Genomic DNA, 14,350 nt, shown 5'->3' with positions numbered 1-14,350 from the left:
CCGAATCTTTTCAGTTCCTTTCCCAGAGAATTCAGCGCATCGGCTCCCTGAACGTATCTCCCAGGGAAGATCGTAGCTTTTATCATGGACAGCACCTCCTTATCTAAATAATTATAACGCAAAAGCCGACTAAGTTTGTGAAATAAAGATCAATATTTACTGTGCTTTTTCCCTTGATCACTGAATATTCTTGTAAGCAGCTCCGGATGCTATAATTTCAAATAGGATGTCCTTAGTGCGGACTATCTACCGAGACAATCTATGCAATTGTTTGAAGGAGGTGTTGTGAAGTGATTTACTACGTAGATGACAGCGCAAAGCCGGCCGGAGAACACGAGATTCATACCGAACACTGTGAGAGACTGAGAGAAGTGAAGTCGAAGACAATGCTGGGAGATTTCGTGAACTGCTTTGGAGCGCTTCAGAAGGCTCGCGACTTTTACCAGAATGTTGACGGCTGTGCTTACTGCTGTAGCGAATGTCATAAGGACTGACACATGTACAACTTGCTACACCCTAACTCGACAATCTATCGATGAGTTTACAACAAATGTCTTATATCTTATCTGAACAGCCTTGAAGGCTGTTCTTTTTATCGACCGATTTTCTGTTGTAACTCGAGAGCTCACGTGCAAGATTTCCTCATGGAATACTTGTTCTCAGAGTGGGGTTCGTTGTATCGCCAGACGGAACTTCTCCATCATTCCACGAATGCTATAATCTGTGAAGGTTTCGAGAAAACACTGTTGAAGAGATTAAAGAAGAGAGTGATCAAATGGATAGAGTAATTGTGGTTGGGAATATCGATGTAGATATAATAGCAGGTCCGGTGGATGACTGGCCCGAGTGGGGCACGGAGATCGGCGTTGATTCAATCGAAATGCGTATTGGCGGCCAGGCGGCTAACACGGCTGTTGTGCTTGCCGATCTCGGAGTACCGGTGGATATTGTGACGGTAGCGGGAAATGATCTCTTCGGGAAGACGTTCAAGGAGAGATTCAAAGATATGGGAGTGTCGGTAGAAGGGTTTGATCTTATCCAGGGCAGAACACCATGTACGGTTGCGATTACCCATATAGACAGCGAGAGGAGTTTCATCAGTAACGAGACGATAATGCACCATCTAGATGTTGACTTCGTTGAAAACAAACTCACTGGTGTTGAGGGAGCGCACATTTTGTTCTGCGGGATAAATGTTCTTAACGGTCTAAGAGAAAGCAACCTGCAGACATTGCTGGAAGCTCTCAGAAAAGAAAACACAATCTATCTCGATCCCGGATGGCCACCGGATGGCTGGAGTCTTTTCAGAATTCAGATTCAGAGACTGCTAGATTCGGTGGACTGGTTTATGCCCAATGAAGCGGAGCTCATGGAAGCTACTAACCAGTCAACGATAGAGGCTGCAACTGAAACGTACCTCGAGGACTATGAAGGTCAGGCAATGGTCAAGATGGGTTCAAAAGGTTCTCTTATGATTGGAAGAGAGAATTCAAGACTCTATCCCACAGCGGAATCCAAGAATGTTTTAGATACAATAGGTGCTGGAGATTCTTTCAATGCTGGGTTCATATACTCTAATTCGTCGAATGGTGAGCCAGATATTGATTTTGCGCACAGAGTAGCTAGAGATTGGATAGAGGGGCGATACAGAAGTAAGATCATGATCTAGAGAATAGCAGTTATGTTGCTCGATGTTAACGCAACGGTCGGTAGGAAGCGGCTCCGACATTTCTGCTCGCAGTATAGAGGAGGGTTACTATTATCGGAATGGTTCCACATAACGGCTCATTTCTCCTGCTTCTCTTTTGCCAGAGGGTCGAGAGATAATCTGCATTTGGATTGAATGGAGGGGTTGAGAAGAGTGCTTCTTAAAGAAGGGCAAAGAGTTCTCTTTCAAGGAGACAGCGTAACAGATGCCGGCAGAGACAGAGAAGACTTCTTTGGTCTGGGAAACGGTTACCCCGCTATTATTTCTGGGCTTGTCGGAGCCTCATATCCCGGGTTAAGAATAGAGTTTCTAAACAGGGGTGTCGGGGGCGACAGGGTGAAGGATCTTCGAGAACGCTGGAAAGCCGACTGTATTGATTTATCGCCAGACTGGATTTCAATGCTGGTCGGGGTAAATGACTGCTGGCGGTTCTATGACAGCAATGACAAGACCGAACCAGACATCTTCGAAAGAGACTATAGGTATCTGCTCGAATCAGTTGCCACTATCGGGGCGTCTTCAATAATTATGGAACCGTTCTTTCTCCCGTTAAGAGGCGAGATGGAGTCCTGGACAGAAGACCTTGGACCGAAGATTCAGATAATCAGAAGACTTGCGAGGGAATATGAGGCCATTTACGTCCCGCTTGACGGGATTTTCGCTTCTGCGGCTACAAGAAGAGAGCAGGGTTTCTGGGCAGAAGATGGTGTCCATCCCACTCCTGAAGGACACTTTCTTATCGCCCTCAAGTGGCTCAGTGCTATGAGTATTGCGATTTAACAATTGTCGAGAATGAGCAGATGAGGTGCCTACTGAGAATTCAATTCTCAAGAAGACTCATTGCTTGGCCGACACTCTCAAACTAGATAATTAGTTCTGCGCGTTGATCAGCGAATTCATTCTCTGTGAAGCTCATCCGGGCAAGCATTGTGAGCGATAAAACCAAGAGAAAATCGTTGTGCAATTTCCATGGAATCAATTCCGGTTTCTGGATTTTGGGAGCATTTGAGAACCGAAAGACTGGAATGGCAGGTGTAATAAGTAGAAGACAACTCAGGAAGCATCTCACAAAGTTGGCTCTATGGTGTAATTCACGAGACTGTCATAGTACTCGCGGTTCCTTTCGTATTCTGAACGGTAGATTATGCTTCTTGAGTCGAGCGCGTGGTCTATTGCGAGAATGCCATCAAGGTGATCTATCTCATGTTGAAGCAGCTCCGATTTTGCCTGATCGACTCCCTTCCACTCGTGTTCGATTCCCCTTTCATCTTCATACACGATATCTATCGAAAGACTTCTCTCGAGCCTAATAAGCAGATGTGGAAAGGACATGCAGTCATCCCACATGGTAAATGTGGACTTGTTGCGCTCGGTAATTCGCGGGTTCACAATAATGAAACTCCCCTGACCTAGATTGAGCGCAACCATTCTCTTAAGAATGCCGATTTGCGGGGCTGCGATACCACGGCCAAAGCCGTTTTCATTTCTGAATTCATGGAGGGCCTGCTTAAGCATAGCGAACTGCCCTAGCATCTCCTGGCCTCGAAAGTCAGTGACGGGAGATGATTTTTCCCGTAGCAATGGATTTCCAAGAAGCAATACTTCACTAGTCATAATCAACCTCCGAAAGGCCTTTGTCTCTTTTCAAGAGATTTGCAAGAGCTACTGCCGTTCCGAGGGGAAAGAGCATTGCGCTTGCTTCCAGGTAACCTGCGACAATCTCTCCTCCGGACGAGAGTATGTCTTCAAGCCCTATCTTGCGCTCAAGACTCCCGCAAAGCAACTCCTCCGGTATGGCAATCAATGCGCTCACCTCCTCGGGGTCGAGTTCGAAGGGAGCATCATCTGTGAAATATGCATTGAAGCACGCTATGAAGTACGGTCCTTTCTCGGGCAAGCTCTTTCGTCGATCAAGCATTTTGTAGATCATTCTGGGGGCTGGAGATGGAAGTTCGATGGTGTCGACAACACCTCCGTTTGACTGAACAATATCCGTCCGGGCTGAATGGGTTATTTCAACCGTCTTTCCAGTCTCTTCGACTGCTTCGCGTTTTGCTGCCTGGATGAACCCCTCGCCTTCTTCACAATGGCCTCCGATTCCAGCGAAGAACCTTTCCCCCGTCTCTGTTCGGTGCTTCCTTCCGGAAACCTGAAAGAGGTAGAGGTCCCGGTATTCTAGAATCAGTCCGGTGCCCTTTTCGGAATTATCTGGAATCAAACTGTTGATACTCATAATATTCTTTCCTTCGATACTCGATTGTTGATTTGCTCGAAACCCGAAAACACTGGTCTACAGATACATAGAGCTCGTTAGCCTTCAAATCGAGCGTTCTTAACGTTCTTTATGACGGAATCGGCAGCCAGTTTTCCAGTAAGTATGCTAATCGGTACGCCAGAAGGACTGTAAGTCCACTGGCCTGCCTGAAGAACATCCGGTATATGCGTCTTGACTGAGCTGTTTACTTTCATCATGCTGGAGACCACAGGTATCGGTTCTTCGAACGACCAGCCTACGATCGATCCCTCTGAGCTGCCGACATAATTCTCTATTGAAAGCGGGCTGCTGGAGAATGAAAAAAGAATCCTGTCTTTCAGAATCGGGTACACTGAGTTTGAGAGAACCTCGATTACTCTCTTCTCGAGTTCTTCTTTCAGCTCCTCGTACCAGCCGGATTCATACGCTCTTTTCACGATCTCGTATTCGAAGAGAGTGCTTACAATCAGGCCGGTCTTTCCTTGAGGGGCAAGGTTCTTGTCTTTGAGAACGGGGATCGAGATCTCGTAGGTACCCAGTTCGCAGAATCTGTCCAGCCAGCTCAAAACCTTCTCTTTCGAACTCTCCGACCAGTTCTCCAGAATGGACTTCATTTCGCTGCGATGAATTTCTCCCAATCCTTTCCTCGAAGGAGTATAGAAGAAGTGACCGCTGGCTATCGCTTCAAATTTTTCGGGAGGTTCATCCACCGCGATGAAGATGCTGAAAATAGAATCGGTACCGTGTTTCTTCGATATCTCGGATCTAAATTTGTTAACCATCTTTGCTGAGGTTTCGGGCAGGCCGTCTGTTTTCACAATTGAGTAAAGCTTCTTTAGGTCGGCAGCCCAAACTAGTTTCCTGTATTTGTAGGATCTTCCACCGGTATCGACAATTACTTTTCTTCCAGCATTGACCTCTGTTACTTCCCTACCTGTCTCGATTTCCCCGCCAAACTGGACTATCTTTTCTCTTACGCGTTCGGCCATAGTTCCAACTCCACCTTTTGGGTAGAAGTAATCCTGATAAAGGTAGAAGTAGCTCATGGCGAAAAAAGTCGGGGTGTTCTTGAAGAAATGCTGGTCTATTATGTCTCTCAAAGACCTATCTTCAACAATCTTCTCAAGAAATTCCTCTACGGGTATTTGGAATTTCCCGATTCTTCTGAGGGTGAGGAGGAACTTGAAGAGCCACGGCAAGTATACTTTCACAAAATATGATTTGTTGTTCTTGAAGTCCATGAAAAGAGGATTATCGACTCCATAAAGAATCTCCATGTCCTTCATAATCCTCTTTATGAATGAAATCACTCTCTCGATCTCTTCATCGCTTCCGGGATACATCTTTCTCAGAAGATCTGAATACTCCTTAAGACTCTCCTTTGAGGTCACACGTATGACAGTGTCTTCAATTCCCACCGATACGGGACTCTTGACTATTTCGATTTCTATTCCGAGTTCCCTGAGCATCGGCAGAATGATACCGGCGCTTTCAAGTGCTCTAACTCCTCCGTCAAACTGAAACCCATCCCTCCAGAAAGAGTTGATCAGGCCACCACACTTCTCGTTCTTTTCCAGCAGGAGGACTTTGGTCCCTGCTTTTGCAATATATGCGGCGCTGGTCATTCCAGCTATTCCTCCGCCAACGACTATAACGTCATAGGTCTCCATGATTGAGGCCCCCCATCCGCAGGCTTTCCTGCCAGAGTTCTTCAGCTGTTTCGGTATCAAGGGCCGGCGGGGCTGGAATCTCTTCGGTAGTCAAATTGAAGAATCTTCCACTTATGCCTTCTACATCGCGTGAAACACCCAGATAGTAAAGAGATTCAGCTGAAATCTCCGGTGAGCGGGAAAATCTGTCGACGAAATTTTTCTTGTACCATTTGTAAAATGCCCCGTTTTCTTTTCCTGTACCCGTTCTAACTGCACCGGGGTGCATAGCGTTGATTGTTACACCGCTCCCCTTGAAGTATTCGTTGAATACTATCATACTGAGAAGTTGGGCGGTCTTAGCGGAACCGTAGGCTTTGAGGCCATTGTAGTGTCTCTTCTGCCAGTTAAGGTCATCTGTCTTAATTCCCCACACAGCAAAGCGATGACCTTCTGAATTCACAAGTAATACCCGCGATTTCTCCTGTGCCTTAAGCTTGTCTCTTAAGATGTAGTTTATAACGAAAGAAGAGAGATAGTTCACGGCATATGTCATTTCAAGGCCATCGACAGTCAGTTCTTTTTGCTTAAGGAAGACTCCGGCATTGTGTATGAGGACATCTATGGGATCTTCAATCTTAGATAGCTCTTCCCCAACCCTCTTGCTGTCTTCTAGGCTGCTGAAGTCGGCTATCATGTATGAAGATTCAGCACCGAAGTCCCGTCTGAGCTCTTCGCACAGGCCTTCCGATTTCTCTTTGTTTCGGTTTATGGAAAGGATCCTTGCCCCATGGCTGGCATACTTCCTGCACGTATAGTATCCAATACCCGATGTGCCTCCGGTAACAACCACTAGGCGATCCTTGAAATCATCATTGCAAATCTTTGGATCAGACTTGTTGTTCTTCATCATCGCGCGAATGTTTGACCATTTGTATTGTTTCCAGTATTTGCGGATGGGGCTCCTGCCTCTCTCCATATGCAGCAACTACCCGAAGTGTTTTCTCATGAAACGCCTGTAAGGCTTTCTGAATGAAGGTATGTTGTCGAAGATAGTACCCCAAAGGTCATAGTAATCTCGCTGCTCGATTATCTTTCCCTCTTCACTAATAGATAGACGGCTCGCACCGTAAATCACGGAAGTCCTCGTCTTCTTGAAGAGTATCGTCATCTCCCATTCGACAAAGACCACGTTGTCTTCCTTAATGACTCTAAGAACAGCCATCTTCAGCTCTTTAGATCTCTCGGCAAGCCTTTCTGTCATTTTCTTGAATTCTTCGATCCCCCGGATTTCCTGGATCGTGTCTTTAAAGAGAATGTTGTCGTCATAGTAAGGAAGAATGTGAGACCAGTCCGGTTTCCCTTCGGTGTTGTAGGTCTTTGACCATAATTCTCTTATTTGATCCGCACTTGTTATACAAAACGTATCCACAATCACTACTCCCTAAAGCAGACAGGAGGAGAAAGCTTCCAAAATCCTGCATGTGCTTCCAGCAATTAGTTCGCAAAAAACATCTTAAGAAAATCGTATCACGGCGCCCCTTAAGAAAGTATATTTGGAGGATAACAAAATAGCAAGCTCTCGTTCCTCCTAATGAATTGTGAACAGGAAGCTTGAGAGAAGGAGTTTTCTCAATACAATACGTCCGATGAACGTCTCGCTACCGCAAACTAGAGAAACCCACTGCGGCATGATATGAGCTTCGAACGAGAGGACCAGATGCCACGAACAAGAACCCCATTTCCAGAGCGAAGGTCTTGAAATTTTCAAACTTCTCCGGCGTAACGTAATCGACGACCGGTAGGTGTTCATGAGAGGGCTGAAGGTACTGCCCAATCGTCAACATGCTGCAGCCGGCCTCAAGCAAATCGTTCATTACGGATCTAACTTCCTCTTCGTTTTCGCCCAGTCCAACCATTATTCCAGACTTGGTTACTATTGTAGAATCGATTTCCTTTACTCTTCTCAGAAGCTCAATTGAGCGGCCATAAGCCGCTCCGGGTCTGACCTTGTCGTACAAGGAAGGTACCGTTTCCACGTTGTGATTCAGCACGTCCGGATGCTCTCTGACGATTTTTTCTAGTGCCTTCCAGTTACCATTCAGATCAGAGATCAGCAGCTCGATTGTCGTATCAGGACAGTTCTTTCTCAATTCACGGACCACATCTACAAACTGAGAAGCGCCACCATCATCTAGATCGTCCCTTGTAACCGAGGTGATTACAGCGTGTCTCAGTTGAAGAATATGAACGGCGTTAGAAATGTTCTCCGGCTCCTTTGGGTCTGGAGAGCCGGGTATTCCTTTCGAAACGGCGCAGAATCGACAGCGCCTTGTGCATACGTTGCCTAGTATCATGAAGGTTGCGGTTCTGGAAGCGAAACATTCACCTACATTGGGACACCTCGCTTCTTCGCAAACGGTGTGAAGTCGTAGGCTTCGCAACATGATTTTTATGTCACTCACTTTACTTCTGTCAGCGTTAAGCTTTTCCTTAAGCCATTTTGGTTTCTCTATCACTTTGAACACTCTCCAGACATTCTCTCGAAATCTCCACGATCTTGCTTTCAAAGATAAGTGCGAACTTCTCTTTCACTCTCTCAATGATCTCACGGAAGTCTAAACTGACTATAAAATCATCCATCGAAACAACCGCATAGTCCTTTATTCCGCATGGATTTATCAGTTTGAAGTGATCTTTGTTCACCTGAACATTCAGAGCAAATCCGTGCATTGTGTACCATCTTTTTACCGCTATACCGACGGCGGCAATCTTCTCCTCTTTGACCCATACGCCCCTGTATTCCGGTTTTCTTCCTGCTTCTATACCGTAATCTTGCAACAACGTTATTACTACCTCTTCAAGAGAGTGCACGTACCAGGGAAGATTCTTCTTCCATTTTCCAAGATTCAGAATCGGATATGCAACAAGCTGACCCGGGCCGTGATAGGTTATATTACCTCCCCTGTCGGTGTCTTGGAGCGCGACCCCCAGGCGTTTGAGCTCACTCTCGTCAACCAGAAGATTCTCTCTTCCTCCCGACCTACCTATAGTCAGCACCGGTTCGTGTTCAAGAAGAATCAATATGCAGTCCGCTTTTCCAGTCATTACTTTTTCAAGCGCTCTATGCTGTATATTTAGCCCGTCAAGGTAGTTTGTGAGCCCATTAAGACTTATTGAATAGCAAGTTCGATTTTCCAAGGTCACTCAGCTCCAACCTAATCTGATTTTTCGGTAACTGAAGAAGGTAATATTCTAACCAATTCCGCATATTTCATGACTTCTTCTCGACTTAAGGGAGCGGGGCGGGTTTCTCCAGCGACCCACAACGCCACCTGATCGAAGAAATGAGGACTTCTCGGATCTTCGGATATCCCGGGCGGCAGAAACGCTCGAGAGTTGTCGATGTTCGAAAGGTCCACTACCTGAGTATAAGAATTTCCCAGCTGTGACCAGATGGTATTTGCTGAGGTTGTCGTGAGAGACGGCATGATTCTATTTGCATACGGAAGTATTGAGGGAAAACCCTCAAGATTAGCCTGATAGACCATCACTTGTGGTCTGACTTGAGAAGTGCCTTCTCGGATGTTGGCTGTTGCAGTCTCAATAACCTGATTGACCCAAACCGCGAGTTCCTCCTCGTCCGTCAACATGCCGTAGATCTCATTTTCGCTCAAGACGGAACGAAGGAGGAAAATGTTTCCCGCATGGCCTCCGCCGTATTTTGAGGCTAGAGTGGCAGTAGAAGAATCGACCCTCAAACTTCGATGCATTGTTTGGACAAGAGTCTCAGCAATATCTGCTGCCCTGCTGTTCTCAACCAGGCGATAGTCCCAATCACTGAAAACGTTTAGAAGCCTCGATGAGCTTTGAGACAACAGATTCCTTTGAAGCAAAATGCCGGCGAGATTGAGAAAGTCCCTGGCAATTGCCGAGACATTGTCTCGATGAATCTCCGAAAAGCTCTCAAAAGTGAATTCGTTCTGATTATCGAGAAGCTCGTAAAGTCTCATGCTTCTAGGGTTATGTCCGGTCCCTCCGGTGCCTATCGTTAGAGGATACGGGTACCACTCTCCGACGGGCAGGTGATTTGCACTGGCAACGAACCCCAAAGATGGATTCAAAACATGGGGAAGATCTTCAAAGGGCAAGTATCCTGTCCATTCCTCGTTACCCGTCCAGCCTATCTGGGGAAGGCCAAGTCTTCCGGAACGGATCGGGATTGCCGCAGCCGTATGGTATCCGATATTTCCCGACACGTCGGCATACACAACATGTATCCCAGGGAACATGTAATCGCTCAATCCGCCGGTGAATTCTTCCCAGTTTCTTGATCTCATCATGGATAACATGCCCGTTATCGGTGTCTTCATCTCGTCAATAGCAACGTATTTCAGTGAGAAGTTTTCTGCACGCCCTGCTCCTTTTAGAAACGAGTCTACGAGGGGACCATGAATAGTCTTACTAACTGTGATTTCAACCGGTTCTTCATCACGAACGTTAATGACCTCTGTGGTAGACTGCACAGGATACCAGACGTCTTTGAAGAGAAATTCGGATCTATCTTCACTTAGTCTCTCCTGAAAGAGGTCTCCATTGTCAGAACCGAGCGCAGTTGCACCCCAAGCGAGATATTCGTTCCAGCCAATGAGAAAGCCCGGCGAACCTGCAACGCAGATTCCTCTCACATTGTAGTTGCCTCCGCTGAGATGTATTTCATACCAGAGAGAAGGAAGAGTAACGGCAATCTGCGGGTCGCTCTCAAGGAGAGGACTCCCTGTGAGAGTCTTGCTTCCCGATACCGTCCATGCGTGGCTGGCCTTCAATGAGTCCCATTCAAAGCGCTCACTTGACTCACCCGGTCTTTCTTCCATAAGGCGTCGGTATGCGTCGGGGTCGGTTCGAAGGAAGTCGGATTCAGTTACAATCGCAGCTGAATTGTCTATAACGATCGGGTCTTGAGTTACGCCGCTCCGCAACCGCTGCTCGTAGTTTCGAAGGGCCGTGACTTCGTTTTGCCACGACCGATCGAATCTCTCTGATAGGCGCATCCACACAGCAATACTATCGGCAACCGTCCATGGATCCGGGACGATTCCAATCTCATCGAAGACAGGATTCAGGTTATCGAGATTAGTCTCAAGATAGTAGTTTACTCCTTCAGCATAGGCTTCGAGTATAGACTTCGTCTCACCGTCCAGATGATTGGCGATCTCTTGCGCGTGTTTGTAAAGCCCGAGCGTACGCATAAGCTTGTCCGACTCTAGCCAGTCCTTGCCGTAGATCTCTGACAGCTTTCCCGAGACTTTTCTGCGTGAGAGCTCCATTTGGAACATTCGGTCTTCTGCCGTTGCATAACCTGCTCCAAAAAAGAGCTCCGAATCCGTATCTGCATAGACGTGGGCAACTCCCCAGTAATCACGAATTATCTCTATCTGACTTGCAAACAACGTCATAGGAGAAGTTAAAAGAGCTGCAAGCATGAAGATTGTGAGTATCCAAAATCCAGTTTCTTTTCTCATGTTCACCCCCTAGATTCATCATCTAGAATGACCTTCCAATTATAGAGCACTCCATACTCTGGATGAAATTGAGGCGAGTATCGCTCTTTTTGTGGCAGTCGAAATAGTCAAAGGGATCTCATTGTTGACTTAGCATACCTTTCCTGTGACCTTTGCAGGATTAATATGCAGGAATTCAAAGACTCATTTCATCCGCGAATTGCCTGAAAGAATTTATGACAGCGAAAGAGCTACGTGATAAATCTTCCAAAGTGGAATAGGTTCATATGGGCTTTGTTGGGCAGAATAAGCGGAGAGGTTTCCCTCTCCGCTTCATCTAGTGATTCAGATCAATTGGCAGGATTAATTATTACTATTCTTCCCTCATTTACAGGAGCGATCGTTCCATGCCTTTCAACGTACTCCGCGAAGGCGTCTCTCAGGAAAGACTTTGTCACAATAGTCTTCTCCATTTCGAGGAACATTGTGAACTTGTCTCCTCCGCCCGTGAGGAAGTCGTTAGCCGTAAGGGTATAGGTCTTTTCGAGATCGAGAGGTACACCGTTGGATGTAACGGATATCAATCGCTCATACGGTGGTTTTGAAGCGTCGAATGTGTATTCAAGACCCGATACCTGTAAGAACTGACCGGCGGCGGCCGGGTAGGCCGAGATACCGTGTTCAAGGACGTCCCATATCTGCTTCCCGGTGGCCTTTACGGCAACTACGAGGTTGTCGAAGGGGAGAACGGTATATACGTCCTTTATTGTTATATCTCCCGCGGGAACACTTGCTCGAACTCCGCCTCCGTTCTGGATTGCGAAATCAGTCCCTGTCATCTCTCTCAGACTGTCGGCTATAGCGTTGGCCAGATTGGATTCTTTGAGGCGCACAGTTCCTCTTTCTCCATCGAGATCGACTTCGGTCCTTCCAATTACTGTACCGAGCCTATCGTCGAGCTGCGAGACATAACTCTCTACCACTTCAACCACTGCCTCATCCTGCGGCAGATTTTGGCTCATGAAGACGTGAGCAAAGTTGATACCGATTACCTCGCCTCTGTAGATATTTAGATTAGTCTTTGAGATCAGCTCTGCATGTTTACCTGAAGAGATTACCCAGCTTCCGTTTATCTTTTCCGGGAAAGCAACAACGTCTCTTCCGCCTTCAAATATCAGATCGTATCCGGAGACCTTTATCGGTAGTACTCTGTTTCCACCGTGCAAGTGTGCAAGGGCGAAAACCAGATCTACCTGGGGAGACACTTCATCCAGGACTCTCTGCGCGGCCGAATACTGCTCTTCAAATGTTATTCCGGCAACATTTCTGGGGTGTGTATACCAGGCGCTGCTGTCATCGGTAAGCCCCACAATCGCTATCTTGAGACCCGCAATCTCCTTGATTATGTATGGCTCAAGAAAGTATGGGGATTCTCCCAGGTATAAAGTATTGGCGCCAAGGAATGGGAAATTCGCAAGCTGGCTATTTCTTTCCATAACGTTGAATGGGAAATCGAAGTCGTGGTTGCCGAGTACCATCGCATCGTAACCCATCATGTTCATTATCTTTATTACAGGTTCACCTTCGAAAAGATTGGCAACATTTGTGTTATAGGGAGCATCTCCTACGTCGAGAAGGAGAAGGTTGGGCTGCATTGCGCGTTCGGTGTTGACAAAGTATGCCATTTTCTCAACCGCTCCGACGGGATATTTCGCCCCACTGGGGAAGTATGGCTCGATGTGACCATGAATATCTGCGGTCGCCAGAATGGTGATAATCGTGAAGTCTGGGTTTTCTACGAAGTTGGAAAGGATTTGCGCAGCTTCCTCTCTTCTCAGTGGTCTGTCAAGAGAAAGCAGCTCGGCAGGTGCGTAAACTAGCTCTCTAAGTTTTGCTTCATAATCTACAGGCTCATCTACTCCGAAAAGAACCTTTGCTACAGCAAGTCCGAATTCAGCTGCGGTTATTGGTTCAAACGGCCTGTATTCTCCGTTGACCACCTCTTCCGCACGGACCTTTATAAGCCCCTCGATGTATTCCTCTCCTTCGATATCGACGATATCTTTGGCAGATGGAACAACGAAAGCCTCATCAATAACACCAAGTGGATCGGTGTAGACGAACTTCTTCTCAACCTCTTCTTCGATCTTCATCGAATGAATCGTTGACAATTTGAATGTCTTGACAATCCACTCGGCCGCGTCAGCTCTTGAAAGAGCCTCAGCTGGATAGAAATACCCATCAAATGCCTCAACTATTCCCGAGGCATGAAGTTTTTCGATCGCAGCAGAATACGGACTGCCCGCGATATCTTTGAAGGTTGCAAAGGATAGAACACAAACCAGAATCAGCGCAATCAGTACGAACTTACTCCTCAACATGCTATCCCTCCTCTTTGTAAGGTGCTGTAATAATAAAAGAAACCATAAATCTCCAAAATTGATTCCACCCACGGACCGCGAAGCAATGCTAAGAATAGTATAATGCCGCGAAACGATATATCAAGCTCAAGTTTAGTCATTCATCAGTAACTGTTTCAGCGATTATAACAGCCTTACATAACGATACTCATAACTTGTTCGAAAACTCCCATATCTCTTCTGTAATCCTTGGAATTCCAGGTATCTAATGCATTGAGATTGTGTTCTAGCAAATATCATGTGGTGTTTCAATAATGAGAATTCATCTATCCGCACAATCTCCATAAGCGGAGGCCACAGCCAAGGGGCCAAGCGGGGGTGGGGTATAGGGTATAGGGTCTGGTAAGAGCGTTAGAAGCTGTTCTTGGAAGAGCGGCTGTTTGTTCGAAAGAGCGGTTGCGAGTTGCATGTTCCAAGTTGCAAGCATAAGAGCCGCTGCGCGCTTAAGAACAAAAACCCGCTGGTCGCTGCTCAAAACAACGTTGTCCGTCAACGGTCCTCGGTCCTCGAAATGGAGCAGTTGCAAGTTCTCAGTTCCNNTGCAAGTTGCAAGCCCTAAAGTGAAGAAACGTCAAATGCTGTCATTCCGACAAAGCTCCTGGTCGGAATCTTGATGCTCTTGCTTCATTGCCCTAACCAAAAACGAAGAACAGATACTCGCTCTGGAAGAGATCCTTATTTGGCCTGTTTGCTTTCCCCTTCTCTCTACTCTATGAATGAATGGTTTGACAAAAGCGAAGAACAAATCCTCGCTCTGGAACGAAGAACATGTTCTCCTCGTCGGACGGAGAACCATTCAACGGTCAACCGCTTTCTTT

Annotated in this window: 12 protein-coding genes; 3 read left to right on the top strand and 9 right to left on the bottom strand. The window is 46.6% G+C overall.

The annotated features are described in order from the left end of the window. Positions 1-290: 290 nt before the first annotated feature. The 3 genes from B3N33_RS09645 to B3N33_RS09635 all read left to right on the top strand — a co-directional run bounded on the left by B3N33_RS09645 (position 291) and on the right by B3N33_RS09635 (position 2,488). On the top strand, positions 291-494 hold the full coding sequence (locus tag B3N33_RS09645) for a hypothetical protein (RefSeq protein WP_292587862.1): 204 nt from the start codon (positions 291-293) through the stop codon (positions 492-494). A 281-nt stretch (positions 495-775) separates the two neighbouring features. Next, a complete protein-coding gene (locus tag B3N33_RS09640) occupies positions 776-1,669 on the top strand; it encodes a carbohydrate kinase family protein (RefSeq protein ID WP_103134954.1) in 894 nt (297 codons plus the stop codon). A 192-nt stretch (positions 1,670-1,861) separates the two neighbouring features. Then, positions 1,862-2,488 (top strand): SGNH/GDSL hydrolase family protein, encoded by a 627-nt coding sequence (locus tag B3N33_RS09635; protein ID WP_180979955.1) that lies wholly within the window; start codon positions 1,862-1,864, stop codon positions 2,486-2,488. Between the two features lie 285 nt (positions 2,489-2,773). On the opposite strand, the gene B3N33_RS09630 is transcribed toward B3N33_RS09635, so the two are convergent. The 9 genes from B3N33_RS09630 to B3N33_RS09590 form a co-directional block, all read right to left on the bottom strand. Then, on the bottom strand, positions 2,774-3,322 hold the full coding sequence (locus B3N33_RS09630; protein ID WP_103134952.1) for a peptide deformylase: 549 nt from the start codon (positions 3,320-3,322) through the stop codon (positions 2,774-2,776). Further along, on the bottom strand, positions 3,315-3,941 hold the full coding sequence (locus B3N33_RS09625) for an NUDIX domain-containing protein (protein ID WP_214060350.1): 627 nt from the start codon (positions 3,939-3,941) through the stop codon (positions 3,315-3,317). Before B3N33_RS09625 ends, B3N33_RS09630 begins: the two co-directional genes overlap by 8 nt. A 77-nt stretch (positions 3,942-4,018) precedes the next feature. Continuing rightward, complete coding sequence (locus B3N33_RS09620; RefSeq protein ID WP_292587856.1) at positions 4,019-5,632, bottom strand: phytoene desaturase family protein; 1,614 nt, start codon at positions 5,630-5,632, stop codon at positions 4,019-4,021. Then, entirely contained in the window at positions 5,619-6,590 is a 972-nt protein-coding gene (locus tag B3N33_RS09615; RefSeq protein ID WP_214059865.1) for an SDR family NAD(P)-dependent oxidoreductase, read from the bottom strand. Before B3N33_RS09615 ends, B3N33_RS09620 begins: the two co-directional genes overlap by 14 nt. 9 nt (positions 6,591-6,599) lie before the next feature. Beyond that, positions 6,600-7,043 carry a nuclear transport factor 2 family protein gene (locus B3N33_RS09610; protein WP_292587853.1) on the bottom strand — a complete coding sequence of 148 codons (444 nt, stop codon included), beginning with the start codon at positions 7,041-7,043 and terminating at the stop codon, positions 6,600-6,602. 229 nt (positions 7,044-7,272) lie between these two features. Further along, a complete protein-coding gene (lipA, locus tag B3N33_RS09605; protein ID WP_292587850.1) occupies positions 7,273-8,130 on the bottom strand; it encodes a lipoyl synthase in 858 nt (285 codons plus the stop codon). Next, positions 8,105-8,818, bottom strand: coding sequence for a lipoyl(octanoyl) transferase LipB (lipB, locus tag B3N33_RS09600; protein ID WP_292587847.1), 714 nt, complete (start codon positions 8,816-8,818; stop codon positions 8,105-8,107). Before lipB ends, lipA begins: the two co-directional genes overlap by 26 nt. Before the next feature lie 11 nt (positions 8,819-8,829). After that, a complete protein-coding gene (locus B3N33_RS09595) occupies positions 8,830-11,133 on the bottom strand; it encodes a penicillin acylase family protein (RefSeq protein ID WP_292593195.1) in 2,304 nt (767 codons plus the stop codon). 329 nt (positions 11,134-11,462) lie between these two features. Then, complete coding sequence (locus B3N33_RS09590) at positions 11,463-13,493, bottom strand: 5'-nucleotidase C-terminal domain-containing protein (protein ID WP_214059870.1); 2,031 nt, start codon at positions 13,491-13,493, stop codon at positions 11,463-11,465. Positions 13,494-14,350 lie beyond the last annotated feature (857 nt).

This window comes from Mesotoga sp. UBA5825 (genome assembly GCF_002432955.1).
In the GTDB taxonomy this organism is placed as follows: domain Bacteria; phylum Thermotogota; class Thermotogae; order Petrotogales; family Kosmotogaceae; genus Mesotoga.
Note: the sequence above shows the minus strand (reverse complement) of the source record. Positions and strands in the feature narration are given on the sequence as shown.

Coding starts and splice junctions, on each gene's coding strand:
- B3N33_RS09615 (WP_214059865.1), bottom strand. CDS start 6,590: ATGGAGAGAGGCAGGAGCCCCATCCGCAAATACTGGAAACAATACAAA.
- B3N33_RS09640 (WP_103134954.1), top strand. CDS start 776: ATGGATAGAGTAATTGTGGTTGGGAATATCGATGTAGATATAATAGCA.
- B3N33_RS09625 (WP_214060350.1), bottom strand. CDS start 3,941: ATGAGTATCAACAGTTTGATTCCAGATAATTCCGAAAAGGGCACCGGA.
- B3N33_RS09595 (WP_292593195.1), bottom strand. CDS start 11,133: ATGAGAAAAGAAACTGGATTTTGGATACTCACAATCTTCATGCTTGCA.
- B3N33_RS09630 (WP_103134952.1), bottom strand. CDS start 3,322: ATGACTAGTGAAGTATTGCTTCTTGGAAATCCATTGCTACGGGAAAAA.
- B3N33_RS09590 (WP_214059870.1), bottom strand. CDS start 13,493: ATGTTGAGGAGTAAGTTCGTACTGATTGCGCTGATTCTGGTTTGTGTT.
- B3N33_RS09620 (WP_292587856.1), bottom strand. CDS start 5,632: ATGGAGACCTATGACGTTATAGTCGTTGGCGGAGGAATAGCTGGAATG.